The organism is Arcobacter sp. CECT 8985, assembly GCF_004116495.1.
Taxonomy (GTDB): Bacteria; Campylobacterota; Campylobacteria; order Campylobacterales; family Arcobacteraceae; genus Malaciobacter.
Genome location: NZ_PDKC01000005.1, coordinates 18,547 through 42,971, shown reverse-complemented (window position 1 = coordinate 42,971; position 24,425 = coordinate 18,547). Strand labels below are relative to the sequence as shown.

The window sequence follows — 24,425 nt, the reverse complement described above, 5'->3', positions numbered from 1 at the left end:
AAAAAGTGGAAACATTAAACATACAAAAATTAAATAAACCATTTAATATTGTAATTGACAATATAAGTAGTGATAAGTCAATCTCACATAGATGTGCAATGTTTTCACTATTTTCAAATAAGACTTCATATATTAAAAATTATTTAACTGCTGAGGATACATTAAATACTTTAAGTATTGTAGAACAACTTGGAGCAAAAATAGAAAAAGAAGGTTCATCAATACAAATTACTCCAACTAATGAACTAAGTGAACCAAGTGATGTTTTAGATTGTGGTAATTCTGGAACAGCAATGAGACTTTTTTGTGGTTTACTTGCAAGTGTTAATGGTGCATTTACTCTAAGTGGAGATAAATATTTAAGAGCAAGACCTATGAAAAGAGTTGCAAATCCTTTAAGAAGTATTGGCGCAAATATTGATGGAAGAGAGAATGGGAATAAAGCACCTTTATTTATAAGAGGTAATAAACTTAAAGCATTTAAGTACCAATCGCCTATAAACTCTGCACAAGTAAAATCTGCTATGATTTTAGCAGCTTTAAAAGCAGAAGATACATGTAAATACAAAGAAGAAGAGTTAACAAGAGATCATACTGAACGAATGCTAAAAGGAATGGGTGCAGATATATCAATAGATGATGAAGGCTATATAAATATTAAGCCTTTAACTTCTCATTTAAAACCATTAAATATTACAGTACCAACTGATCCTTCATCAGCTTTTTTCTTTGCAGTAGCAGCAGCAATTAATAAAGATTCAAAAGTTACTATAAAAAATGTAACATTAAACCCAACGAGGATAGAAGCATATAAAGTTCTTGAAAGAATGGGTGCGAAAGTTCAATATATTCAAAAAGAGAATATTTATGAGCCAATTGGTGACATAATAGTTGAGCATAATGAATTAAATGGCGTTGATGTAAGTGAAAATATATCTTGGTTAATAGATGAACTGCCTGCATTATCAATTGCAATGAGTTTAGCAAATGGAACTTCTAAAGTTTCAAATGCACATGAACTTAGAGTAAAAGAGAGTGATAGAATATCTTCTGTTGTAGAAAATTTAAAACTTTGTGATGTTAAGTATAAAGAGTTTGATGATGGATATGAAATTACAGGTGGAACAATAAAAAATGCAAAAATCAACTCATTTGGAGATCATAGAATTGCTATGAGTTTTGCAATTGCAGGAACGATTTGTAATATGCAAATAGAAGATGTTCAATGTATTCAAACATCATTTCCAAATTTTAAAAGTATACTTGATTCACTATATTAAGGAAATTTATGCAAGTAAAATTAGCTTCTAGTTACGGCTTTTGTTTTGGAGTAAAAAGAGCTATTAAAATAGCAGAATCGTACAAAAACTCAGCAACTATGGGTCCTTTAATTCATAACCAAAATGAAATTGATAGGCTTAAAGAAAATTTTAATGTTGGCTTATACACATCACTTGAAGAAGTTAAAAATAATGATACTGTAATTATTAGAACTCATGGTATTCCAAAAGAAGATTTAAAAAACCTTAAAAAAAATAAAGATGCAAAAGTCATCAATGCAACTTGTCCATTTGTTACAACTCCTCAACAAATTGTAAAAAAAATGTCAAAAGAAAACTACTCTATTCTTATTTTTGGAGATAGCACACATCCAGAAGTAAAAGGTGTGAAGTCTTATGGTGAAAATCAAGATGATGTGCATGTTGTAATGAGTGTTAAAGATTTAGATAAAATAAACTTCAAACATGATCGTATTGCAACAGTTGCACAAACAACAAAGAAAAAAGAAGTATACTTAGAAATAGTAAATGCACTTATTTTAAAAAATAAAGAAGTAAGAGTATTTAATACAATATGTGATGCAACTTTTGAAAATCAAGATGCTGCAAGAGATCTTTCAAAAGAAGTTGACATTATGATTGTAATTGGTGGCAAAAACTCTTCAAATACAAAACAACTACAAGCAATATGTTTAGAATATTGTAAAGATTCATACTTAATTGAAAACTCAAAAGAACTTGATAAATCGTGGTTTAAAGATAAAAAGTTATGTGGAATAACTGCTGGTGCATCTACTCCAGACTGGATAATTCAAGAAGTAGTAAATAAGATAGAAAAAATATAATAGACATTTTATTTTAAGACAATTTTCGATATAATCGTCCCATTTAATAAACAATGGTTAATACGAAGGAATAATATGGGTATCGATGATATTGAAATTGGTGAAGACTTTGACTTTGAGCAAATGCTTAATGAGTCTTTTGAGAATGCTGAAAATAACTCTGTAGTAAATGGTGTAATTGTAGAAATTACTGATGATAGTGCGCTTGTAGATGTTGGTCAAAAGATAGAAGGTAGACTAAATATCTCTGAAATCACTGTAAATGGTGAAGTGAAGTATAAAAAAGGTGATACTATCCCTGTTATGTTAATGGGAAATAGAGGTGAAAGACCTGCAATTTCTTATAGAAAAGTTCTACAAAAAGAGAAATTTGATGCATTTGTAGCACAACATAAAGATGATCTTGAAGATGTTACAGTTGAAGGTAAAGTTGTTTCTGTTAAGAATAAAGGTGGATTCATTATTGAAGATGAAGATGGATGTGAATACTTTATGCCAATGGCGCAATCTTACTTAAAAGCTCATGGAGCAATTGGTAAAAAAATTAAAGCAAAAGTTTTAAAAGTAAATGAAAACCAAAACTCTATAATTATCTCTAGAAAAAAACTTATAGAAGAAGCAAAAGCACAAAAAGATACTAAAATTGCTGAAATTTTAGAATCTGGAGAGCCTGTAAATGGAACAATCAAAAAAATCACTTCATATGGTATGTTTGTAGATTTAGGTGGAATTGATGGTTTAGTAAACTACAATGAAATCTCTTATAAAGGGCCTGTTAACCCTGCAAACTATTATGAAGAAGGTGATGAAGTTACTGTTGCAATTTTATCTTATGACAAAACAAAACAACACTTATCACTATCAATCAAAGCTGCACTACCAAATCCATGGGAAGAAATTAAAGATCAATTAGAAGTTGGTGATACAATTACTGTTACAGTTTCTAATTTTGAATCATACGGTGCATTTGTTGATTTAGGAAATGATATTGAAGGTTTATTACATATTTCTGAAATCACTTGGAATAAAAACATTAAAAATCCAAAAGAGATTTTAACTTTAGGTGAAGAAGTTAATGTTGAAGTAATTGAACTTGATATTGATAAAAAAAGATTAAGAGTATCTTTAAAAAATCTACAAGAAAAACCTTTTGCAAAATTCACAAAAGAGCATAAAGTTGGTGATATCATAACTGGTAAAGTTGCAACTTTAACTGACTTTGGTGCATTTGTAACACTTGGCGAAATTGATGGACTATTACACAATGAAGAAGCTTCATGGGAAGGTAATGCAAAATGCAAAAACCTATTCAAAAAAGGTGATGAAGTAGAAGTAAAAATTATTAAAATTGATAAAGAAAAAGAAAATATCTCTTTAAGTATCAAAGAAATTACTGACTCTCCTGCAAAAAAATTCCAAGATGAGCATAAAATTGGTGATATTATTAAAGGACCAATTAAAGATCTTAAAGACTTTGGATTATTTATCAAATTAGAAGATAATTTAGATGGATTAGTTAGATCAGAAGATTTTGGACCATTAAAAGCTGATGAAGTAAAAATTGGTGATGAAATTGAAGCAGTTGTAGTAAATATTGACACTAAAAGAAATAGAGTTAGATTATCAGTTAAAAGATTAGAAATTCAACAAGAAAGAGAAGTTTTAAAAGCTGTAAATGATGATTCACATATGACTTTAGGTGATTTATTAAAAGATCAAATAAAATAAGCTAATAATAGAATAGATTTATAATTAAGAGGGATTGATAAAATGAGTAAACATACAATTGTTGTTTGCGATCATATTCATGAGGATGGTTTAAACATCCTTAAGAATACAGAAGACGTAAACTATGTATATGCCGCTGATATAGATAAAACTGCACTTTTAGATGTAATAAAAGATGCTGATATTGCAATAACAAGAAGTTCTACAGATGTAGATGAAAAATTTTTAAATGCAGCAGTGAATTTAAAAGCTGTTGTTAGAGCAGGTGTTGGTTACGATAATGTTGATATGGAAGGTTGTAGCAAAAGAGGAATCATTGCTATGAACGTTCCAACAGCAAATACTATTGCTGCAGTAGAACTTACAATGGCTCATATGCTATCTTGTATGAGAAAATTCCCTTATGCTCATAACCAGTTAAAACTAGACAGAATCTGGAAAAGAGAAGATTGGTATGGAAATGAACTTTATGGTAAAAAATTAGGTGTTATTGGTTTTGGTAATATTGGACATAGAGTTGCATTAAGAGCAAAATCTTTTGAAATGGATGTTGTAACTTATGACCCATATATCCCTTCAACTAAAGCAACTGATTTAGGAGTTGAATATACTACTAATTTTGATGATATTTTAGCTTGTGATATTATTACAATTCATACACCTAAAAATAAAGAAACTATTGATATTATAGGTGATAATGAAATTGCAAAAATGAAAGATGGTGTTATATTAATTAACTGTGCAAGAGGTGGATTATATAATGAAGAAGCCCTTGTAAAAGGTTTAACATCTGGAAAAATTGCAATGGCAGGAATTGACGTATTTAAAAAAGAACCTGCAACAAGTAACCCATTATTAGATTTAAATAATGTAACAGTAACTGCGCATTTAGGTGCAAATACAAAAGAGTCTCAAAAGAAAATTGCTGTTCAAGCAGCTCAAAATGCCATTGAATCTGCAAGAGGAAGCTCTTATCCAAATGCTTTAAATCTACCTATTGATGAAAGTAAAATTCCTTCATTTGTAAAACCTTATATTGAATTAACTCAAAAAATGTCATTTTTACTTGCGCAAAGTGATAAAAGTGCTATTAGATCAATCAATATTAGTGCAGAAGGTCCAATTTCAGAATATTTAGATTCATTATCTACATTTGCAGCAGTTGGAGCACTATCTGTTTCTGCTGGAGATGAAGTTAATTATGTAAATGCACAATTTTGGGCAGAAGAAAAAGGTATCAAATTTGAAACTTCTGAATTAGCACATAACAGTGGATATAGTAATAAAGTTATTATTAAAATAACAACAGAAAAAGGTCTTAATACAATTGCTGGAACTGTATTTGATGAAGATAAACAAAGAATTATAAATATTAATAACTTTGCATTTGATATCGAACCAAAAGGAAATATGATTTTACTTAGAAATTCTGATGTTCCTGGTGTAATTGGAGAAGTAGGTAAAGTTCTAGGAAATGAAGGTATAAATATTGCTGACTTTAGATTATCTAGAGGTAAAGATGTAGCATTAGCAGTTATTCTTGTAGACGAAAAAATCAAAAGTAATGTATTAGAAAAATTAGTTAATTTAGAAGCAGCAATTTCTGTTTCTTACGCTGAAATTTAAGGAGAATTAATGGCGATTTCAATGAATGAATTAAAAAAGGGATTAAAAATCGAAATCGATGGAATTCCTTATAAAATTACTGAATATCAACATGTAAAACCTGGGAAAGGTGCTGCATTTGTTAGATGTAAAATAAAATCATTTTTAAATGGAAAAGTTATTGAAAAAACTTTCCATGCTGGAGATAAATGTGAAACTCCAGATTTAGAACAAAAAGCTATGCAATATCTATATGATGATGGAGAAATGCTTCAATTCATGGATACAGTATCATATGAACAAATTGGTTTAACATATGACCAAGTTGGTGATACTGAAAAATGGATTATTGATGGAATGAATGTTGAAATGATGTTCTTCAATGGAAATGCTATTACAGTAGAAGCCCCAGCAGTGGTTGAGCTTAAAATTGTTGAAACTCCACCAAACTTTAAAGGTGATTCACAAGGTGGTAAAAAACCTGCAACACTTGAATCTGGTGCAGTTGTACAAATACCTTTTCACTTGGTTGAAGGTGATGTAATCAGAGTTGATACAAAAACTGGTGATTATTTAGAAAAAGTTAAATAATAAAAAGGAGTGAAATTCACTCTTTTTTATTTTCTTCCAAATTTTAAATCTCAAATTTTACATTTTTTTATTATATTTTTTCTCATATAAATTTTATTTTTTATTTTATTACATTATTTTTTTGTAAATATTTATGCTCAACTAAACTATATTCTATTTTCCTTAATTTTAATTTAAATTATGTTTTTACTGCTTAATAATTATTTTTTTATTATTAGGGTATAATTTTTTATAAAGGAGCATTATGAGGAACTTATCAATTAAAAATAAAATACTTTCTATAGTTACAATATCTATTGTTTTAACATTTTTAATTTCTGTCATTATTATGGCAATTGAATTTAAAAAATTAGCACAGTATCAAAAAAATGATTTTACAAAGCTAGTAAATCAAACAGCAAAAGAAGAGCTTAAAGCATATACACAATTAGCTCAAACATCAATTGACTCATATTTAAAAAAGAGTACAAAATCTGCAATAGAGAATGAACTAAATGAAAATCTAAATAATTTAAAATCAAATCTAAATAAATTTTATTTAATTAACAATTCTATTTCATTAAACCAATTAGAAAAATTATTAAATAACTCAGTTACAGCAAATAAAAACGTTGTAATAAAAAAAGGGAATAATATTATAAATAGTGAAAATACTACTTATAATTCTAAAACAAAAAAAGATGATTTACAAATTATAAAATCTTTCTATTTTAGTAAAATGAATATAACTATATATCTAAAAGCATTTTTAAATGATATTCAAAATAGTTATAAAAAAAGTGCTGCTAATGTTTTATCAAACTTGAAATTTCTTGGTAATGGTTACTTTTATGGTGTTGAAGTAAAAAAAGATAAAAGTGCATGGTATGTAGTTGATGGTTCAAAATTTAAAAGATTTGGTAAGCAGTGGGATTTAACACATAAAGATAAAAAAGGAAGAGCATACAGAAAACAGATACTTGATAATTTGGAAAATAATAACAGTGATATAACATATGTACCATATGTATTTTTTAATCCTAAAACAAAACAATTAAATGAGAAATTAGCAATAGGTAAAAAATTCAAACAATGGAATTGGGTTATAATTACTGGTATATATTTAACAGATATGAATAAAAAAATTGAATCAAGTTATGCATCTGCAGTTAACAATATAAAAAATATCATCAGATATCTAACAATAACGATTGCAATATTATCTATTATAATTCTACTTATAATTTCATATTTTGTTTCAAAATATATAAAAAAAGAACTTAACTCTTTTCAAACAGGATTAATAACGTTTTTTAAATTTTTAAATAATGAAACAACTGAAGTTAAACTATTAACTAATAATAGTAAAGATGAAATTGGTAATATGTCAAGAATTATAAATGATAATATTAATAAAACAAAAATTAAATTAGAAAAAAGAAAAAACTTTTTAGGTGATGTAGAAAAAATTGTTAATGAGATAAAAAAAGGTTATTTAGTAAAAAGACTTGATACTAAAATGAATGATGAGAGTCTAGAAAAATTAAGAAATAGTTTCAATGAAATGCTAGAAGTACTCTCAAAAAATGTAGGTAAAAATACAAATATTATTTTAGAAGTATTAGATAAGTTATCAAAAAATGATTTTACAAATAAGATATCAGATAACAATGGTAAAATATCATATGCTTTAAATAGTGTAATTGATTTAATTAACAATATGCTAATTGAGAATAAAAAAGATGGAATGCAGTTAGAAGAATCTTCAAATAATTTACTTAAATACGTGGATAATCTAAACAGTTCTTCTTCTAACGCAGCAGCATCATTAGAAGAGACATCTGCAGCAGTAGAACAGATAACTGGAAATATTAGAAACAACACAGACAATATAATAAAAATGTCTAACTTTGCAAATTCTTTAAAAGAATCATCGTCAAAAGGTGAAAAATTAGCTACTAAAACTACTTCTTCTATGGAAGAAATAGATAATGAAACTAATTCAATTGCTGAAGCAATTACAATCATTGATCAAATTGCATTTCAAACAAATATTTTATCATTAAATGCAGCAGTTGAAGCAGCAACAGCAGGAGAAGCTGGCAAAGGGTTTGCAATTGTAGCACAAGAAGTAAGAAACCTTGCAAGCAGAAGTGCTCAAGCTGCAAAAGAGATCAAAGAATTAGTTGATAAAGCAACAGTTAAAGCAAATGATGGGAAAAAAATAAGTATTGAAATGATTGAAGGGTATGAAGAATTAAATTCTGATTTACAAAAAACCATAGATATTATTAAAGATATAGAAAATGCATCAAAAGAACAATTAATTGGTATAGAGCAAATAAACAATGCAATTAATACCTTAGATGCACAAACTCAAGAAAATGCTACTATGGCTACACATACAACAGATATTGCACATAAAACATCTAATATTGCACATAAAATATTAGCTAGTGTAAATGAAAAAGAGTTTATTGGAAAATAGTAAGAATACCTTACTATTTTCTTTTTAAATACATTAGTTTATCTTTTCCTATAAAATTTTCATGAATAATTTCAAAATCCATTTCCATTTCATTTTCTATATTTAAACCAGCTCTCATCTTTGGTGTTACAAGTAATACTATAAAATCTATTTTTTCTTTCAATTTTTCTAATAAATTATATCCACCTTCTACCATAACAAATTTATTATCTAATAGTTTAAATAAATCATTTGAAATTGTAACTTCTCTGTTTGGCACTTTAAATAAAGGAATATTTTTATCAAATATTTTTCTTTTTGAATAAATCATTACATTAGGTGGTCTTCCAATTACATGCCTTGCATCAAGTATCGGTTTATCAACTCTAACAGTATTACCACCAATAACTAATAAATCAACTCTGTCTCTTAAAGCATGCACATATGCAAGTGCATGATTTGAAGAGATTTTTCCCCCATCAATTGTGCCATTTAATGTTTGTGCCATTTTATAAAATATAAATGTTGAGCTATTCCATTTTAAAAATGGATATAAAAGATTATAAGCTTCTTTTTGCATACACCCTACTTCACACTCTATTGAAGCAGCTTCTAGTGTTTTTTGACCATCTTTTGCTTGTTCATTTAGATCTTTATGAGCAATTATTACTTTTTTAGGTTTTAACTCTTTTAATAAATTTGCACAAGAAGGAGTTTTTCCTGTATGATTACAAGGTTCTAATGTTACATAAACTCTACAATCATTAAAAAAACCATTATGATTTCTAATTAAATAATCATGAATTTGAAAGCTATCACTATATGTTTTTAATACATCATTAGGATGATATTTTAAGAATGCTTCTTTTAAAGCATTTACTTCTGCATGAGGTTTACCTGCTTCTTTATGAGCTTCAATACTTAATATTTCACTATCACCTTTTACAACAACACAACCAACTGCTGGATTAGGGTATGTTAAAAACTGGTATTTCCATGCTTCATCTATTGCTAATTTCATAAAAAATTTATCATTTATTTTCATCGTTATTCCAAATAATTTTTAGTTGTAGTATATAGTAAAAGTAGTAAATATGTAGTTAATAAAGTAATAGAGTTAAATTAAGCTCTATTACCATTCAAAAAATGTAGCAGCAGAAAGTATTGAATCATAAGAAATTGTTTCGTCACCAAATTCAGTTTTTATAACAATCTTTTCATCATCTGCAGTTAATAATTCACCTTTATAAACTTCAGTTGCAATATCTTTTACTTTTACTTTTTCGCCAACTGATGCTTTAAAGTGAGAAAGTTTTTTTAATTTTCTCTCAATTCCTGGAGAGCTAACTTCTAGATTATAGTTTCCACTCATAGGCTCTTCAACATCTAAAATAGGAGAGATAAGTCTTGACACTTCAGCACATTTATCAAGTGATACACCATCTTTTGATGTTATATATATTCTATAAATGTTTTTATCATTCTCTTTAGCTGTAGTGATATCATATAATTCAACACCACAACTTTTTACTGTCATTTCTATAGATTCTTCTAAACTCATTTAGATTAGTCCTGTTTTTTTGATTTGATTTGGTCAAATAAAGCTTCTATTTTCATACTTTTTTCTAAAGTATCATCTGCTTTAAATTTGAAATTTGGACATTTATACCAACCTGTTGCATTTAAACAATATGTTTTAATATGTCCACTAGCTTTATTTAATAAAGAGTTTAAAGCTTGTTTTTCTTGTTTTGTATAGTCACTTCCATCATAATATACAGTTGCATCATATTTACCATTTTTACAATCAACATCTGTAATTGAAAGGGAATTTATTCTACTATCTTTTAATGTAGAAAGAGCCTCTGGAACTAATTCCATTAATAAAGACTCTGTTCTTTGTAAATTTACACTTTTCATTTTAGTCGTCTATATGTGCTTTTTCTTCAATTTGAATAAATGTTTCTATGAAATCTCCAACTTTTATATCATTGAATTTTTCAAACATCACACCACACTCATAACCATTAGATACTTCTTTAACATCATCTTTGAATCTTTTTAAGCTTGAAATTTTACCAGTATAAGTAACAACTCCATCTCTAATAATTCTTGCATGACCACCTCTAATTACTTTACCATCAGTTACTAAACAACCTGCAACAGTTCCAACTTTAGGTACAACAAATGTATCTCTAACTTCAGCTTGTCCAGTGTTTTCTTCTCTAATAATTGCACTCATCATACCAGAAAGTGTATCTTTAATATCATCAATTAAATCATAAATAATTGAATAAGTATTAATTGTAATTCCATCAGCTTTTGCTTTATTTTTAACTGCACCTGTAGGTCTAACATTAAACCCTAAGATAATACAACCTTCACTTGCACTTGCTAAAATTAAATCTGATTCCGTAACTCCACCAACACCAGCATGAATTACTTTTACTTTTACTTCATCATTATGAATCTCTTCTAAACTTGATTTAATTGCTTCTAATGAACCAGAAACATCAGCTTTTAAGATTACTGGAAGTTGTTTGATTTTACCTTCAGCAATAAGTCCACTCATCTCTTCTAATGAAACTTTAGTAGATTTTGATAACTCTTTTGCTCTTGCATGTTCAGCTCTTGTAGTAGCAATATCTTTTGCTTCTTTATCTGAATCTTGTGCAACCATAATAGTACCTGAAATAGGAACATCATTTAATCCAAGAACCCTACCAGTTTCAGAAAGACCAAGTTCTTTAACTTGTTTACCTAAATCATTTGTAATTGCTTTAACTCTACCGTATGTAGTATCACAAACAATATTATCCCCAACTCTTAATGTACCATTTTGAACAATAACAGTGGCAACTGGTCCTCTACCTTTTTCTAAACTAGCTTCAACAACAGTAGCTTTTGCTTTTGCTTCTGGATCAGCAGATAGTTCTAAAATTTCAGATTGTAATAGAATATTTTCTAATAAATCATCAATTCCTTCACCAGTTTTTGCAGAAACTGGAATAAACTCTACATCTCCACCCCAATCTACAGGAGTCATATCTCTTTCTGCCATTTGAGCTTTAACCATATCAATGTTAGCGCCCTCTTTATCCATTTTATTAACTGCAACAATAATTGGACCACCAGCAGCTTTTGCGTGAGAAATAACTTCTTCAGTTTGTTGTTTTACACCATCATCAGCTGCAACAACAATAATTACAATATCTGTAATATTAGCACCTCTTGATCTCATAGCTGAGAACGCTGCGTGACCTGGAGTATCAACAAAAGTAATTTTGTTGTTATTTTGTTTAATTGTATAAGCTGCAATATGTTGTGTAATACCACCTGCTTCACCAGCAGCTGTTTTTGAACTTCTAATTTTATCTAAAAGTGTTGTTTTACCATGGTCAACATGTCCCATAATAGTTACAATTGGAGGTCTTGTAATAAAGTTTGACTCATCAATCTCTTCTTCTTGATAATCTTCAATATAATTTGCATCTTCAAGTGCATCTTTTACATGAACTTCTATTTCAAACTCTTCACCAAGAATTTCTAACTCATCTTGCTTTAAGAAATCATTTTTTGTAACCATCATTCCTAAACCAAATAATACAGTAATTACTTCTGCTGGAGATTTTCCACAAGCTTCTGCAAATTCATATACTCTAATATCTTCAGGAATTGTAACTTCAGTTATCTCTTTTGTTTCTTCAACTCTTTTAATTCTTTTCTTTCTTTTCTTTCTTTTTAAACCTTGTGGTCTATTACCAAATGCCGCTGGTTTTGAACTTCTAGAGTGTTTTTGAGAAGAGTTATTGTTGTTATTGTTATTATTTTTTTGATCTTGGAATAATTTAGATTCATCTGAAACTCCCATATCTAATAATACAACTTCTTCACCAAGTAAAGAATCATCACTATCTGCAAACTCTTTATCTAATTCAAGTTTTTTACCGTGAGTATGAGCTTTTGGAGGAATTTTTTTCTTCTCTTTTTTAACTTTAGGTTTTGTTTGAACTGATGTAGAAGGTTTTGCTGTACTTACTTTTTCATCTTCATTACTTCCACCAAGAATTTCACTTAATGATTTCATTTTATGTTTTGAAGAATCAGAAGTAGCACTACTTTTAATATCATCTTCTATTTTATGATTATTAACTGGCTTTTTCTTTTTAACAATTTTTAATCCTCTTCTTTTTGGAATTATTCTATTATTGTTAGTTTTTTCTTCTTTTTGAGTATTAACAGGCTTTTTAGTATCTTCTGCAGATTTTTTTTCTTCTTTTTCTTCTTGTTTTATCACTTCTTCTTTTTGTACAGCTTTAGATTTACTCTCATCTTCTTTTGTTTCAGTCTGTTTTTCTTCTTTATTTGTTTCTTCAGCCGCTTTTGGCTCTTCTGATTGTTTTGGTGAAACAGTCTTTTTACTTTTTGCAGAAGTATTGTTTTTTGATGGTGCTTTCGCTCTACTCATCATCTGGTTTACAATTGCTTCTGCTTGTTCTAATGATACTGCACTTTGAGGTGATTTTAGTTCTATTCCCATTTCTTTGGCTTTGCTGATAACTTCGTTACTATTAGCTCCCGCCTCATCTGCAATTTCATATACTCTTACTTTATCTGACATCTGTTAATATCTCCTTAAGTTGTACTAAGTACTCGTCTTTATTTTTACATTGAAAGCATAATGCTTTTTGTATTTTTTTATTTTCTTTACTATTAAGCTCTTTGGCATCTAGATGCTGCATACAAGAGTAACAAATATAAAAACTTCTTCCATAATTATCATATTTTAGAAGTTTTTTATTTTCACATTTTAATCTTAATAGCTCTTCTTTTTCTAATTTTGCCCTACAAACTATACATGTTCGCAAAGGTCTTTTTAATTCAGCCAATTATTATATCCAACTTTTTCTTAATTTTGAAATTATTACTTTTCTACTCTTACACCATAGTTATCAAAATCAGTTGTAAAAATCTTAAAATGGGGAAATCTTGTTCTTAATTCCTTTTCAATTTTTTTACAATCATCTGCATATGCAAGTGAGAAAAAAGTTGATCCAGAGCCTGATAAAGTACTCATCAATGACCCAGCTCTTAAAGAAGCTTTTTGTACTTCAAAAAGTTCTGGCATTTGTTTCATTCTATATTTTTGATGAAATTTATCAAATGCAGCAACTCTTAACATTTCCCAATTTTCACTCATAAATGCAGCAGTTAATAAAGATGCATGAGAAAGATTATAAACAGCATCATCTTTTGAATATTTGTATGGCAATGTTTTTCTTGACATATTAGTTGATATTGGTCTATTTGGAATAACAACAATTGCTCTTAGATGTTTTGGCATCTCTTTTTTTATAAACTTAACTTCATTATCTTTAATAGTAGCAACATTAAATCCACCCATAACAGCTGGTGTTATATTATCTGGATGATTTTCATATGCTAATGCTAAGTTTAACAATTTTTTCTTTGGTAAATCAACACCTTCAATTGCATATGCTGATGCAATTGCACTTACAATAACAGCTGAAGAACTACCAAGTCCTCTTGACATTGGAATTTCATTATAAAATTCAAATCTAAAATTTCTTCTTTTTGTAGATAAATTATGATAAAAATCATTAAAAATAGAAATGAACATATTATTATCTTTTAAAGCCGGATTATTAGAACCCTCACCTTTTAAAGATACACTATGAAATTTTGAAGGTTTAATCATTACTTGATTTTTTATTTGAAGGGCAATACCTAATGTATCAAACCCTGGTCCCATATTTGCACTTGTAGCAGGTACACTTACTCTCAACTTGTTTCCTTTTTATACTGCTGGTAAATTATATTCTGGCAATGTATTATTTTCATCAAATAACTTAATATCTAAGTTATCTGGTAATTTAAAGTCGTGTATTTTAATATCATTATCTAAAAAATCTACTTTAATGGTATCATTTTGTTTTATAAAATACTTTTTACCCAATGCTTTTATTGGTGAATTTTTATTAAAGTTAAAGCCATTACTAGCATATAATGGGATATTTTTTGAAATACTTAATGTTTTTAGAAATATATAAGAAACCTTTATAGCCATATAAGATCCAGGAGCATTTATAAAATACAAACCACTAATATTTTTGTACTCTTTTAATAAACTTTCAAATAAAATAGGTAAAGCATCAGATGTTTTACCCTCTTGTTTTATCTGTTTTATTAATTTTTTATCTTTATAAATTCCAATTAATAAAGGATTTGAAATAGTAATAACAAATATATCTATCAATTATTTTCCTTAAGCTCTTGCATAAGCAATTTCAAATACTTTTGACTCTTCATCTGCTTCTTCTAAATCAATTATTTCATAATTATCTGCACTTTCATATAATTTTTTAGTTAATAAATGATTTAAATGATGACTACCTTTATGGGCATTGTATTCACCAACAAGTGTATACCCAAGTAAAGACATATCTCCAACAGCATCTAAAATTTTATGTCTAACAAATTCATTATCATATCTTAATCCATCAGGATTTAATATTTTTGAATTATCTAATACAATAGCATTCTCCATTGAAGCACCTTGTGCTAAACCCATACTTCTTAAATATTGCACTTCATGTAAAAAACCAAAAGTTCTAGCTTTACTAATATTCTCTTTATACTCATCAATTGAATAATCGAATAAAAAGGTTTGCTCTCCAATAACTGGATGTTCAAAATCAATAGAAAAATCATAAATTATATGAGATGAAGGCTTTAACGCCACTCTTTTCCCTTCATCAGTTGTAATTTCTACTTCTTTTTTAACTTTTATTGCTTTTTTTGATGCATTAAGCTCTTTTATACCTGCTTCATCAATTAACATACAATAACCAGAAGAACTTCCATCTAAAACAGGAATTTCATCATTATCTACAACAATTCTAATATTATCAATTCCATATGCATAAATTGCAGATAATATATGTTCAACAGTAGAAATTACAACTTTATCTATTCCAATTACAGTCGCCATTCTTGTATCAACAACATTCTCAATTTTTAAAGGAATAGATACGCCTTCATCACTTCTATAAAAAATTATACCCATATTCTCTTCTAAGGGTTCCAATCTCATTTTAACAGGAACACCTTTATGAAGACCTATACCTACAATTTCAACACTTTTTGCTATTGTTCTTTGTTTCATTTACTATCAATTACCTTTTTAGCTTCATTTATAACTTCTGTAATTCTTGTTCTAATCCAATTTCTATCCATCCACTCTAAAGGATTAACTTCAATTCCTTGAATTAAAACCCCAAAATGAAGATGATCTCCAAAAACTGCTCCAGTTGAACCTGTGTTTGCAATCGCACTATTAGCTTTTAACTCTTCACCAACACTCACATTATTTTTACTTGTATGTGCATAAAGTGTTTGTAAACCTAATTTGTGATCAATTATAATTGCATGTCCATAAATTCCTAAATAGTCATTAAAAATAACTTTTCCTTTATTTGAAACTTTAATTGTAGCATGTTTTATACTTGCCCAATCTAAACCGCAATGCCATGCATCATCAATTTTTTCTCCATTATAATAATAGTGTCTTCTATCACCATACCCTGCAACTGTTTTTGAACCACTTAATCTTTTGAAAGGTTTAATATAAAAATTATCAATTTTATCTTTATTCATAAATTTTCTACTAACTTCTTTTATAATATCAGTATTCATTTTTCTTAATGTTCTATTCTCTTTTATGAAAATATCTTTTATATTATCAGGAACTTCAAGTCCACTTTTAAGTAATACATTTTTACTTATATTATTTACAAAGCTATCAGATATTTTTATATTTTCATCTTTTTGTCTCAATTTTCTTATATATAAAGGAACTTTTGTAAATGTTTTATTATTTGCTTTATCTGTTGCTACTAGATTTACTCTATCAAAATTAGAAATAGTAATTGGCCAAGCAATTAATGCAATATAATAATCTTTTTTATAAAAAGGAATTAGTTCAAATCTTTCTTTATTATTAAATGATATATATGCATCTTTTAAATTTTTATCTTTTACTTGAACTACTACTACTGCACTTCCACCTCTTCTTATTGCAAAAGAGTTTCCTATTACATTAGCAATTGGTGCTTGTTTATCAATTTTGATTTTGAACTCTTTTTTTATTGAATTACCTTCAAAAAAGTTCCATTTACTCTTATCAACAGCTTCAACTATAATTGATACATTTTTACCTTTAAAAAACATATCCAATTTTGGAGCTTTTATTTTTAAATTAATATCTTTTTTTATATCTTTTAATATTTTCTCTTTTAAAACTGTTTTATTCTTATCATCTTTATAAGTAATCTTATAATATTTAATTCCACTTTCATCACTAATGTTTATATTTAACGAATCTTTTAAATTCCAAAACTCTTTTTTATCTGTAATTTTAATCTCTGGCTTATTTTGTTCAAATTGTGGTGATAAATATATAAACCCAACAACACCCACTATTCCTACTAAAACTATAATTGTTAAAAACTTTACTAAACTATTCGACTTATTTCGTTTCAAGAATTTCCTTTAATACTATATTTTTTGCTTCATCTAAATTTGTTGTTTCTAAAGAGCATCCTGCTGCATTTGTATGGCCACCACCACCAAAAGTTGAAGCAACTTTAGAAACATCAATATCTCCTTTTGAGCGAATTGATAATCTTATATGATTATTTGAGACCCTTAAAAATACTGCTATTTTAACTATTGAAATACTCATTATCATATCAAGTGCATCTTCACAATCTCTTAGATGTGCACCTGTTTGTTTTAGCCAATGGGGCTCTGCTTTTATAAAAGCTAATTCTCCTTGTTTAAATAACTCTAAGCTATCTAATATTTTGGGAATAACTCTATATTTTGCTAAAGAATCTCTTCTTAATAATTTACTTGCAATTTCTGATGGATTTGCTCCACATTTAACTAAAAAATTTGCTTTTTCAAAAGTCTTTTCATCACATCTTGCTATACTAAATCTAAGACTATCATCATAAATTCCAGTATAAAGTGCTGTTGCAGAATTTTTTGTGATATATAATCCATTAAATTTGAAAAAATCAAACATTATCTCTGCTGTTGAGCTTTTTTGATAATCAACAATATTAACTTTTCCAAAACCATCATTTGATTTATGATGATCGATATTTATAAGTGGAATATTATCTGGTAATTCAAATCCAAATCTTTTTGAAGTACCACAATCTACACTAATTGCTAAATCATAAAACTTTGGTAATTGATCAGTGATTTTATCAAATCTATTTATAAAATTTAAATTTTGTGGTAAATCACTACTTACATTAAAAACTTTATGTTTTATTTTATTTTCAAAAAAAAGATTTGAAAGGGCTAATGCTGAAGATATCGTATCCGCATCTGGATTCACATGTGTAATTATTAGAATATATCTACTATTTTCTATTAATTCTAACGCTTCTTTATAATTAGAAAAATCCAGTTTATTATCCAGTATAAAATCTTTTTTCATATTATCTTTGCACTCCTTGTAGATTGTAACAATTTTTCACTAACAAAAAGTTAATCATTAATTAAATTTCATTGAAAAATCTAGCCATGTAGCTTGATGAATTATACTTCCACTACTAATTGCATCAACACCAGTTTTTGCATAATTTTCAATCGTATTTAAATTTATATTTCCACTTGCTTCAAGTAAAATATGAGGGTAATTTGAATCTCTATATTTAACAACATCAACTATTTGTTCAATTTCCATATTATCACACATAATAATATCAGCCCCTGCATCCATTGCAGTTTGAACTTGTTGCATTGTCTCGCATTCAATTTCTATTTTTGTAACCCAAGAGATTCTTTTTCTTGCTTTTATTATAAACTCTTTTAAATTATCAATTGTTTTTAAGTGTGTATCTTTTAACATCAAACAATCATCTAATCCAAGTCTATGATTTATTGCTCCACCTACTCTACTTGCATACTTTTCAAAATCTCTTAATTGAGGTCTTGTTTTTCTAGTATCAAGTAAAACTACATCATAATCTTTAATTTTTTGAGCATAAGTATTTGCAACTGTTGCTATTCCACTTGCATGTTGTAATAAATTTAAAAAAGTTCGCTCACTAGATAATAAAACAGATGCTTTCCCTTCTACTTCAGCTATTACATCACCTTTTTTTACACTTTCCCCATCTTTTTTCAAAAACTTACAATCAAATTTTTCTGTTCTTGCCAAAATTTTTGCATATTTTACACCTGCTATAATTCCATCATCTTTAGATATAACTTTTGCAGTAAATCTTCCTTTTGGAGCAACATCAAAAAAAAGATCTCCTCTACCATTATCTTCAATGATGGCATTTTTTACAAACTTTTTAATATTAATCATATCTCAAACATCCTTTCAAGAGCAATTCTTGCCCACTTTGAGTCATCTTCATCTACAATAATTTCACCAACATAAGGCGCATCATGCTCATTTTCAAGCTGTTTTAGACAGTTATATAAATCTTCTAAAGTTGTTTCATTCATTGTTGGACACTCTGGCTTTGTTGAACTTAAGATAAATGTATTTTTTTGTCTTAATCTATTTACCATATTAAATTCAGTTCCCACAGCAACTTTTTGTTCTTCTGGTAATTCATTAATAAATTTAATTAATTGAGAAGTAGACCCCACAAAATCAGATGCATCACAAACACTTGGATCACACTCAGGATGAGAAGCTATCAAAATATCATCATATTTATCTTTATAAAACTCTACATCTTCTACACTAAATTGTTGATGTACAGAACAAAAACCATCATAACATATGATATCTGCTTGTTTTAAATTAGATCCATCACCTATAATTGCTGATTTTAGATTCATTTGTTTTGCAAAGTTTTGTCCTAAACATCTATCAGGTACAAATAGAATTTTTTTACCTGATTGCAAACCTTTTTCAATAATTTTATAAGCATTTGAAGAAGTACATACTAATCCACCCATTTTACCAACTCTTGCTTTTACTGCTGCACTTGAATTAATATAAGTAATTGGTAAAATATCTTCACTTTCTATTCCAGCTTCATTTAATTTTTTGATACTATCATCATAATAATCACCATCAATCATTCTAGCCATAGCACAACATGCAATTTTTGGCATCAATACTCTTTTTTGAGGACTTAAAATCTTAACTCCCTCACCCATAAAACCAACACCACAGAATAAAATATATTTAGAAGGTGTTTGCATTGATTTTTTTGCTAATTCTAAAGAGTCTCCAACAATATCTGCAAGTTCAAAAACTTCATCTTTTTGATAAAAGTGTGCAACTACAGTAACATCAAGTCTCTTTTTTAATTTTAAAATCTCTTCTTTTAAATTCAAAATTTAACCTTTATGGCTTTTTATTACATATTATTTGTTTATATTTTACTACATAAATAGATAATGGGAATATAACAAAATTTTTGTTATAATCTTTTTAATCAAAATAAGCAAAAATATTAATAAAGGTAATATATGGATTTTTTAACAAATTCAAATGTTCTATTTTACATATTTGCATATTTAGTAGGTTCTATTCCATTTGGTCTAATTCTTGCTAAAACTTTTGCAAATGTAAATGTAAAAGAATCTGGTAGTGGTTCTATTGGAGCAACAAATGTTTTAAGAGTAGTTAAACAAACTAATCCAAAACTAGCAAAAAAACTTGGAATTGCAACAGTTTTACTTGATGCATTAAAAGGTACATTTGTTTTAATAGTAGCAAAAAGTTTAAATATGCCACAAGAAACACTTTGGGCAATTGCAGTTTTAAGTGTACTTGGACACTGCTATTCAATCTATTTAAGTTTAGAGGGAGGAAAAGGTGTTGCAACAGGACTTGGTGTATTTATAGTACTTATTCCTATTCCTACTTTAATTGGAGCAATAGTTTGGGGGTTTTGTGCAAAAGTTTTAAAAGTGTCATCATTGTCTTCACTTTTTGGATTAACTGCTGTAATATTAAGTGCAATTGTATTAAATAATGGTCTTGAAGAAGGAAGTAATGCTCCTATGTATATTATAGCTTTTATAATATACTACAAACATATTCCAAATATTGTAAGATTAATAAAAGGAGAAGAGAAAAAAGTTATTTAATTAAATAACTTTTTTCTTCCTTTAATTACAATGAAAATGAAAATAAAAATAGAAGATTTAACCTTCAAATGTATCATAGGAATCTTGCCTTTTGAAAGAAAGAAAGAACAAAGTGTCATTATTAATTGTAAAATTAAATATAACTTTAAAAATGAAAAGTTTATAGACTATTCAAAAATAGCATATGATATAGAAAAAATTATGAAAAAAAGAAAGTTTGAGCTTATTGAAGATGCTATTATTTACATAAAAAGACACATTTATGACAACTATAATATCACAAAATTGAAACTTTCTATCTGCAAACCCCATATCATAAGTAATTGCAAAGTTTCAGTTGTAAAGTAAAAAATACCTTAAATTTACAGCTAAAGACTCATAAAAAACTCATTTTAAGAAAACTTTAAAATTTACTTATGTACAATTTGCATGACGGTGTATCGGGATAGTTTCTAAACCCTTTTTTAGAATGGTTCGCGCGCTCCGATAATACTGATTATTAAATTTCGAAATTTTAGGAGAACAAATGAAAAAATTCGCAAAAATGAGTCTTGTTGCTGCTGTTGCAGTTGCAGGTTTAACTACTACTTCTTCAGCGAAAGCTTTAGAAGATGCTATTAAAAACGTAGACGTATCTGGTACAGTTGTATATAGATATGATGATAGACAATTTGACAATAGTCAAAGAAATGGTATTGATAAAAATGGTAATTATAAGCAACATAAAGATCAAAGTAAAAACAACTATAAAATTGCATTAACTGCAAAAGCAAAAGTAAATGAAGATGTAACTGCAGTTACAAGATTTATTGTTGGTTCACCTACTGATGCTGGTTTTGTATCATTAAATACAACTCAAGGTGGTGATGCACAAGCAGATGTTACTTTATCAAATGTTTATTTCTCTTATACTGGACTTAAAAATACTACTATTAACTTAGGTAAACAAGGTTTAACAACTCCATGGACAGTTGCAATTGATGCAGATGGAAATGAACAAACTGGTACTGGTATCTTAGCATTAACTAATGTTGGACCTGTTACATTAGCAGCTGCTTATTTTAACCAAACTAACTTAGGTGAATCTGGCGCAGTAACACTTGATGGTACTAAATATTATGATGGAAATAAAAGTACAGATGTAATTGAAGGTGACGAAGATGTTGCTACAATTGGTATCATGGGAAATGTTGGACCAGTTGCACTTGATGCTTGGTATTTAAATATGGCAGAAGGTTTTGATACTTATACAATTGGAGCATTAGCTAAATTTAATGTAGGTGATGTTAAATTATCTATTGGTGCAAGACATACTGAACTTGATGTTGATCAAGAATTAGCACAAAATGTTGATCATACTGATTCACATAAATTTGATGGAGAAGATAACTCTTTAACAAAACTTGAATTAGCTGCTAACATGGGTATCTTTGGTGCAAAAGTTGCATATGGTTGGACTGATAGAGAAGGTGGTTTAACAGCACTTGATAATGATGCTAAAACTACAATGAATGGATGGATTTTAACTGTAAATGGTATTGCTGATGCTAAATTCTTAAAAACATCAGTAGATGCACAAGTATTACCAAACTTAAACATTGCTCTTAATTATAACAGATTAGATAAAGATGAAACATCTTCTAGAGCAAAAGATACAACAGATACAGCTTATTATTTACAAGCTTCTTACAAAATGTCTAAAAACTTTGGTGGATATATCAGATTCGGTCACGCTGAATTTGAAAATAGTGCAGATAACCATGATAATGACAATGATGGTACTGTTGGAAGACTTCAAGTACAATACTCTTTCTAATCAGCTGATTAGCTAAAGATATTACTTCAAAGGTTAGGCTTTTTGCCTAACCTTTTTTTTTACTCAAAATTTATTTAACTTATTTATGATAAAATATCCTTAATTTTAATAAAGGATAAAAATGAGATTACTTTCAACTCTTACTTTAACTTCAATGATAACTTTAAGTGTGGCTGCAGCACAAACTACTATGTGTTTTAAAGAGAACCATAAAGATATGGCAACAATTGAGAAAACAAAGCTTGATGGAGGCTTATGTAAAGGTGAAAAATCAGTAGAAGATATGAAAAAAGATGGTTGGCAAATTGATGATATTAAAATCACATCAAAAGAGAATGCAAATAACTATATTTATATATTTAAAAAACCTGAACCAAAACAAGCTGTTAAACAACAAGTTATACCAATGGCACAACACCAAGAGCCAATGCAAAAACAAGTTGTAGTTTCAAATATAGATGAAGCAGCTTTAGAAGCAAAAATCTTACAAAGATTAGAACAAAGAAAAAAAGAAGAGATTGCTTTAAAGAAAAAACAAATATATATTAGAAAAAGTAAATCCGGTGAAAAACTTTATAAAAACAAATGTCAATCATGTCATGGTAAAAAAGGTGAATTAAAAGCAAAAGGTCTATCTAGACAAATAAATAAATTAAATCTTCAAGATTTTACTATTTCTATTAGAGATTATAATAATGGAACATATGATAGAGGAGCAGCTTTTGTAATGAAACCTTATGCTACACTAATGAATGACAGAGATGTAAAAAATGTATATGTATACTTAAGAAGTATAAATCAAAAAAAGAAAGAAGAATCTAAAAAATAATGGATAATTACGAATATAGTGAACTTTTAAAACTATTAAATAAAAAACTTGAAAATATTAAGTCTATTTTAAATCCTGAAGCATTACACAAAAGACTTGAAGAAATAGAAGCTCAAGAAGCTGATCAAGACTTTTGGAATAATGTAGAACTTGCAACAAAAATAGGAATTGAAAAAAATAGAATTTTAAGTAAATTAAGCAAATTCGATAAAGCAAATAATGCATTAAGAGATACAAATGATATCTACGAATTAGCCCTTGAAGATAACGATGAAGAGACTTTAAATATGTTATATGAAGAGGCTAATGATATAGAAGAAATAGTTAAAAAAACTGAGATTGAAGTAATGCTTAGTGGCGAAGATGATGGACTAAATGCCATTATTTCTATTCACCCAGGAGCAGGTGGAACAGAGTCACAAGATTGGGCAAGTATTCTTTATAGAATGTACCTTAGATGGGCAGAAAGAAATGACTTTAAAGTAGAAGTTCTTGATCATCAAGATGGTGATGAAGCAGGTATAAAAGATGTATCATTTATAATAAAAGGTGTAAATGCATATGGATACTTAAAAGCAGAAAATGGAATTCATAGACTAGTAAGAATTTCTCCTTTTGATTCAAATGCTAAAAGACACACTTCATTTGCTTCAGTTATGGTCAGCCCAGAAATTGATGATAATATTGATATTGATATTGAAGATAAAGATATTAGAATAGATACATACAGATCAAGTGGTGCTGGTGGACAACATGTAAATAAAACAGAAAGTGCAATTAGAATAACTCATATTCCAACAAATATAGTAGTTCAATGTCAAAATGATAGAAGTCAACACAAAAATAAAGCAAGTGCTATGAAAATGCTTAAAAGTAGACTTTATGAATATGAACTAGAAAAACAAAAAGTAGCAAGTGATGGAGTAGAAAAAAGTGAAATTGGATGGGGACATCAAATTAGATCATATGTATTACAACCATACCAACAAGTAAAAGATACTAGAAGTAATATTGGATACTCAAATGTATCTGCAATTTTAGATGGTGATATAACAAAAATAATAGAAGATGTTTTAATTGCTACATCTAAATCATAATAATAAATAAAATTATTTAAAAAGATTAA

Annotated in this window: 23 protein-coding genes; 11 read left to right on the top strand and 12 right to left on the bottom strand. The window is 27.9% G+C overall.

The annotated features are described in order from the left end of the window. Window positions 1–5 precede the first annotated feature (5 nt). From aroA to CRU93_RS03810, 6 genes are all read left to right on the top strand, one after another. Window positions 6–1,280: a 3-phosphoshikimate 1-carboxyvinyltransferase gene (aroA, locus tag CRU93_RS03835; RefSeq protein WP_129102865.1), complete on the top strand. Its 1,275-nt coding sequence runs from the start codon at window positions 6–8 to the stop codon at window positions 1,278–1,280. Between the two features lie 8 nt (window positions 1,281–1,288). Continuing rightward, the gene (locus CRU93_RS03830; RefSeq protein WP_129102864.1) at window positions 1,289–2,125 is read left to right on the top strand and encodes a 4-hydroxy-3-methylbut-2-enyl diphosphate reductase; all 837 of its coding nucleotides are present in this window, start codon (window positions 1,289–1,291) and stop codon (window positions 2,123–2,125) included. A 75-nt stretch (window positions 2,126–2,200) separates the two neighbouring features. Continuing rightward, a complete protein-coding gene (locus CRU93_RS03825) occupies window positions 2,201–3,853 on the top strand; it encodes a 30S ribosomal protein S1 (RefSeq protein WP_129102863.1) in 1,653 nt (550 codons plus the stop codon). A 42-nt stretch (window positions 3,854–3,895) separates the two neighbouring features. Then, a complete protein-coding gene (gene serA / locus CRU93_RS03820; protein WP_129102862.1) occupies window positions 3,896–5,479 on the top strand; it encodes a phosphoglycerate dehydrogenase in 1,584 nt (527 codons plus the stop codon). 9 nt (window positions 5,480–5,488) lie between these two features. Further along, window positions 5,489–6,049 carry an elongation factor P gene (gene efp, locus CRU93_RS03815; RefSeq protein ID WP_129102861.1) on the top strand — a complete coding sequence of 187 codons (561 nt, stop codon included), beginning with the start codon at window positions 5,489–5,491 and terminating at the stop codon, window positions 6,047–6,049. Window positions 6,050–6,293: 244 nt separating this feature from the next. Then, window positions 6,294–8,516 carry a methyl-accepting chemotaxis protein gene (locus CRU93_RS03810; RefSeq protein WP_129102860.1) on the top strand — a complete coding sequence of 741 codons (2,223 nt, stop codon included), beginning with the start codon at window positions 6,294–6,296 and terminating at the stop codon, window positions 8,514–8,516. A gap of 13 nt (window positions 8,517–8,529) precedes the next feature. On the opposite strand, the gene ribD is transcribed toward CRU93_RS03810, so the two are convergent. The 12 genes from ribD to nadA all read right to left on the bottom strand — a co-directional run bounded on the left by ribD (window position 8,530) and on the right by nadA (window position 19,895). Beyond that, window positions 8,530–9,540: a bifunctional diaminohydroxyphosphoribosylaminopyrimidine deaminase/5-amino-6-(5-phosphoribosylamino)uracil reductase RibD gene (ribD, locus tag CRU93_RS03805; RefSeq protein WP_129102859.1), complete on the bottom strand. Its 1,011-nt coding sequence runs from the start codon at window positions 9,538–9,540 to the stop codon at window positions 8,530–8,532. An 87-nt stretch (window positions 9,541–9,627) separates the two neighbouring features. Next, entirely contained in the window at window positions 9,628–10,056 is a 429-nt protein-coding gene (gene rimP / locus CRU93_RS03800) for a ribosome maturation factor RimP (protein ID WP_129102858.1), read from the bottom strand. 5 nt (window positions 10,057–10,061) lie between these two features. Further along, entirely contained in the window at window positions 10,062–10,415 is a 354-nt protein-coding gene (gene rbfA, locus CRU93_RS03795) for a 30S ribosome-binding factor RbfA (protein WP_129102857.1), read from the bottom strand. Between the two features lies 1 nt (window position 10,416). Further along, the gene (gene infB, locus CRU93_RS03790; protein WP_129102856.1) at window positions 10,417–13,116 is read right to left on the bottom strand and encodes a translation initiation factor IF-2; all 2,700 of its coding nucleotides are present in this window, start codon (window positions 13,114–13,116) and stop codon (window positions 10,417–10,419) included. Beyond that, on the bottom strand, window positions 13,106–13,384 hold the full coding sequence (locus tag CRU93_RS03785; RefSeq protein WP_129102855.1) for a DUF448 domain-containing protein: 279 nt from the start codon (window positions 13,382–13,384) through the stop codon (window positions 13,106–13,108). The genes infB and CRU93_RS03785 overlap by 11 nt, the downstream gene beginning before the upstream one ends. A gap of 35 nt (window positions 13,385–13,419) precedes the next feature. Then, on the bottom strand, window positions 13,420–14,301 hold the full coding sequence (gene thrB, locus CRU93_RS03780; protein WP_129102854.1) for a homoserine kinase: 882 nt from the start codon (window positions 14,299–14,301) through the stop codon (window positions 13,420–13,422). A 12-nt stretch (window positions 14,302–14,313) separates the two neighbouring features. Further along, window positions 14,314–14,772 (bottom strand): hypothetical protein, encoded by a 459-nt coding sequence (locus tag CRU93_RS03775; RefSeq protein ID WP_129102853.1) that lies wholly within the window; start codon window positions 14,770–14,772, stop codon window positions 14,314–14,316. 9 nt (window positions 14,773–14,781) lie between these two features. Continuing rightward, a complete protein-coding gene (gene lpxC / locus CRU93_RS03770; protein ID WP_129102852.1) occupies window positions 14,782–15,681 on the bottom strand; it encodes a UDP-3-O-acyl-N-acetylglucosamine deacetylase in 900 nt (299 codons plus the stop codon). Then, window positions 15,678–17,057, bottom strand: a complete 1,380-nt coding sequence (locus tag CRU93_RS03765) for a M23 family metallopeptidase (protein WP_129102851.1) — start codon at window positions 17,055–17,057, stop codon at window positions 15,678–15,680. The genes lpxC and CRU93_RS03765 overlap by 4 nt, the downstream gene beginning before the upstream one ends. Next, window positions 17,044–18,027: a bifunctional oligoribonuclease/PAP phosphatase NrnA gene (locus tag CRU93_RS03760; protein ID WP_129102850.1), complete on the bottom strand. Its 984-nt coding sequence runs from the start codon at window positions 18,025–18,027 to the stop codon at window positions 17,044–17,046. Before CRU93_RS03760 ends, CRU93_RS03765 begins: the two co-directional genes overlap by 14 nt. Window positions 18,028–18,084: 57 nt before the next feature. Next, window positions 18,085–18,906, bottom strand: coding sequence for a carboxylating nicotinate-nucleotide diphosphorylase (gene nadC, locus CRU93_RS03755; RefSeq protein WP_129102849.1), 822 nt, complete (start codon window positions 18,904–18,906; stop codon window positions 18,085–18,087). Further along, complete coding sequence (gene nadA / locus CRU93_RS03750; protein WP_129102848.1) at window positions 18,903–19,895, bottom strand: quinolinate synthase NadA; 993 nt, start codon at window positions 19,893–19,895, stop codon at window positions 18,903–18,905. Before nadA ends, nadC begins: the two co-directional genes overlap by 4 nt. A gap of 135 nt (window positions 19,896–20,030) precedes the next feature. Here nadA and plsY point away from each other — a divergent pair, with 135 nt between their 5' ends. The 5 genes from plsY to prfB all read left to right on the top strand — a co-directional run bounded on the left by plsY (window position 20,031) and on the right by prfB (window position 24,396). Continuing rightward, on the top strand, window positions 20,031–20,654 hold the full coding sequence (gene plsY / locus CRU93_RS03745) for a glycerol-3-phosphate 1-O-acyltransferase PlsY (protein ID WP_129102847.1): 624 nt from the start codon (window positions 20,031–20,033) through the stop codon (window positions 20,652–20,654). Window positions 20,655–20,690: 36 nt separating this feature from the next. Beyond that, the gene (locus tag CRU93_RS03740; protein ID WP_129102846.1) at window positions 20,691–21,002 is read left to right on the top strand and encodes a dihydroneopterin aldolase; all 312 of its coding nucleotides are present in this window, start codon (window positions 20,691–20,693) and stop codon (window positions 21,000–21,002) included. Between the two features lie 178 nt (window positions 21,003–21,180). Further along, on the top strand, window positions 21,181–22,470 hold the full coding sequence (locus tag CRU93_RS03735) for a major outer membrane protein (RefSeq protein WP_129102845.1): 1,290 nt from the start codon (window positions 21,181–21,183) through the stop codon (window positions 22,468–22,470). 121 nt (window positions 22,471–22,591) lie between these two features. Beyond that, window positions 22,592–23,299 (top strand): cytochrome c, encoded by a 708-nt coding sequence (locus CRU93_RS03730; protein ID WP_129102844.1) that lies wholly within the window; start codon window positions 22,592–22,594, stop codon window positions 23,297–23,299. Next, window positions 23,299–24,396, top strand: a complete 1,098-nt coding sequence (gene prfB / locus CRU93_RS03725) for a peptide chain release factor 2 (protein WP_129102843.1) — start codon at window positions 23,299–23,301, stop codon at window positions 24,394–24,396. Before CRU93_RS03730 ends, prfB begins: the two co-directional genes overlap by 1 nt. Window positions 24,397–24,425 lie beyond the last annotated feature (29 nt).

Coding starts and splice junctions, on each gene's coding strand:
- prfB (WP_129102843.1), top strand. CDS start 23,299: ATGGATAATTACGAATATAGTGAACTTTTAAAACTATTAAATAAAAAA.
- CRU93_RS03810 (WP_129102860.1), top strand. CDS start 6,294: ATGAGGAACTTATCAATTAAAAATAAAATACTTTCTATAGTTACAATA.
- lpxC (WP_129102852.1), bottom strand. CDS start 15,681: ATGAAACAAAGAACAATAGCAAAAAGTGTTGAAATTGTAGGTATAGGT.
- rimP (WP_129102858.1), bottom strand. CDS start 10,056: ATGAGTTTAGAAGAATCTATAGAAATGACAGTAAAAAGTTGTGGTGTT.
- efp (WP_129102861.1), top strand. CDS start 5,489: ATGGCGATTTCAATGAATGAATTAAAAAAGGGATTAAAAATCGAAATC.
- infB (WP_129102856.1), bottom strand. CDS start 13,116: ATGTCAGATAAAGTAAGAGTATATGAAATTGCAGATGAGGCGGGAGCT.
- nadC (WP_129102849.1), bottom strand. CDS start 18,906: ATGATTAATATTAAAAAGTTTGTAAAAAATGCCATCATTGAAGATAAT.
- ribD (WP_129102859.1), bottom strand. CDS start 9,540: ATGAAAATAAATGATAAATTTTTTATGAAATTAGCAATAGATGAAGCA.
- CRU93_RS03730 (WP_129102844.1), top strand. CDS start 22,592: ATGAGATTACTTTCAACTCTTACTTTAACTTCAATGATAACTTTAAGT.
- serA (WP_129102862.1), top strand. CDS start 3,896: ATGAGTAAACATACAATTGTTGTTTGCGATCATATTCATGAGGATGGT.
- CRU93_RS03740 (WP_129102846.1), top strand. CDS start 20,691: ATGAAAATAAAAATAGAAGATTTAACCTTCAAATGTATCATAGGAATC.
- CRU93_RS03825 (WP_129102863.1), top strand. CDS start 2,201: ATGGGTATCGATGATATTGAAATTGGTGAAGACTTTGACTTTGAGCAA.
- CRU93_RS03830 (WP_129102864.1), top strand. CDS start 1,289: ATGCAAGTAAAATTAGCTTCTAGTTACGGCTTTTGTTTTGGAGTAAAA.
- plsY (WP_129102847.1), top strand. CDS start 20,031: ATGGATTTTTTAACAAATTCAAATGTTCTATTTTACATATTTGCATAT.
- CRU93_RS03760 (WP_129102850.1), bottom strand. CDS start 18,027: ATGAAAAAAGATTTTATACTGGATAATAAACTGGATTTTTCTAATTAT.
- CRU93_RS03735 (WP_129102845.1), top strand. CDS start 21,181: ATGAAAAAATTCGCAAAAATGAGTCTTGTTGCTGCTGTTGCAGTTGCA.
- rbfA (WP_129102857.1), bottom strand. CDS start 10,415: ATGAAAAGTGTAAATTTACAAAGAACAGAGTCTTTATTAATGGAATTA.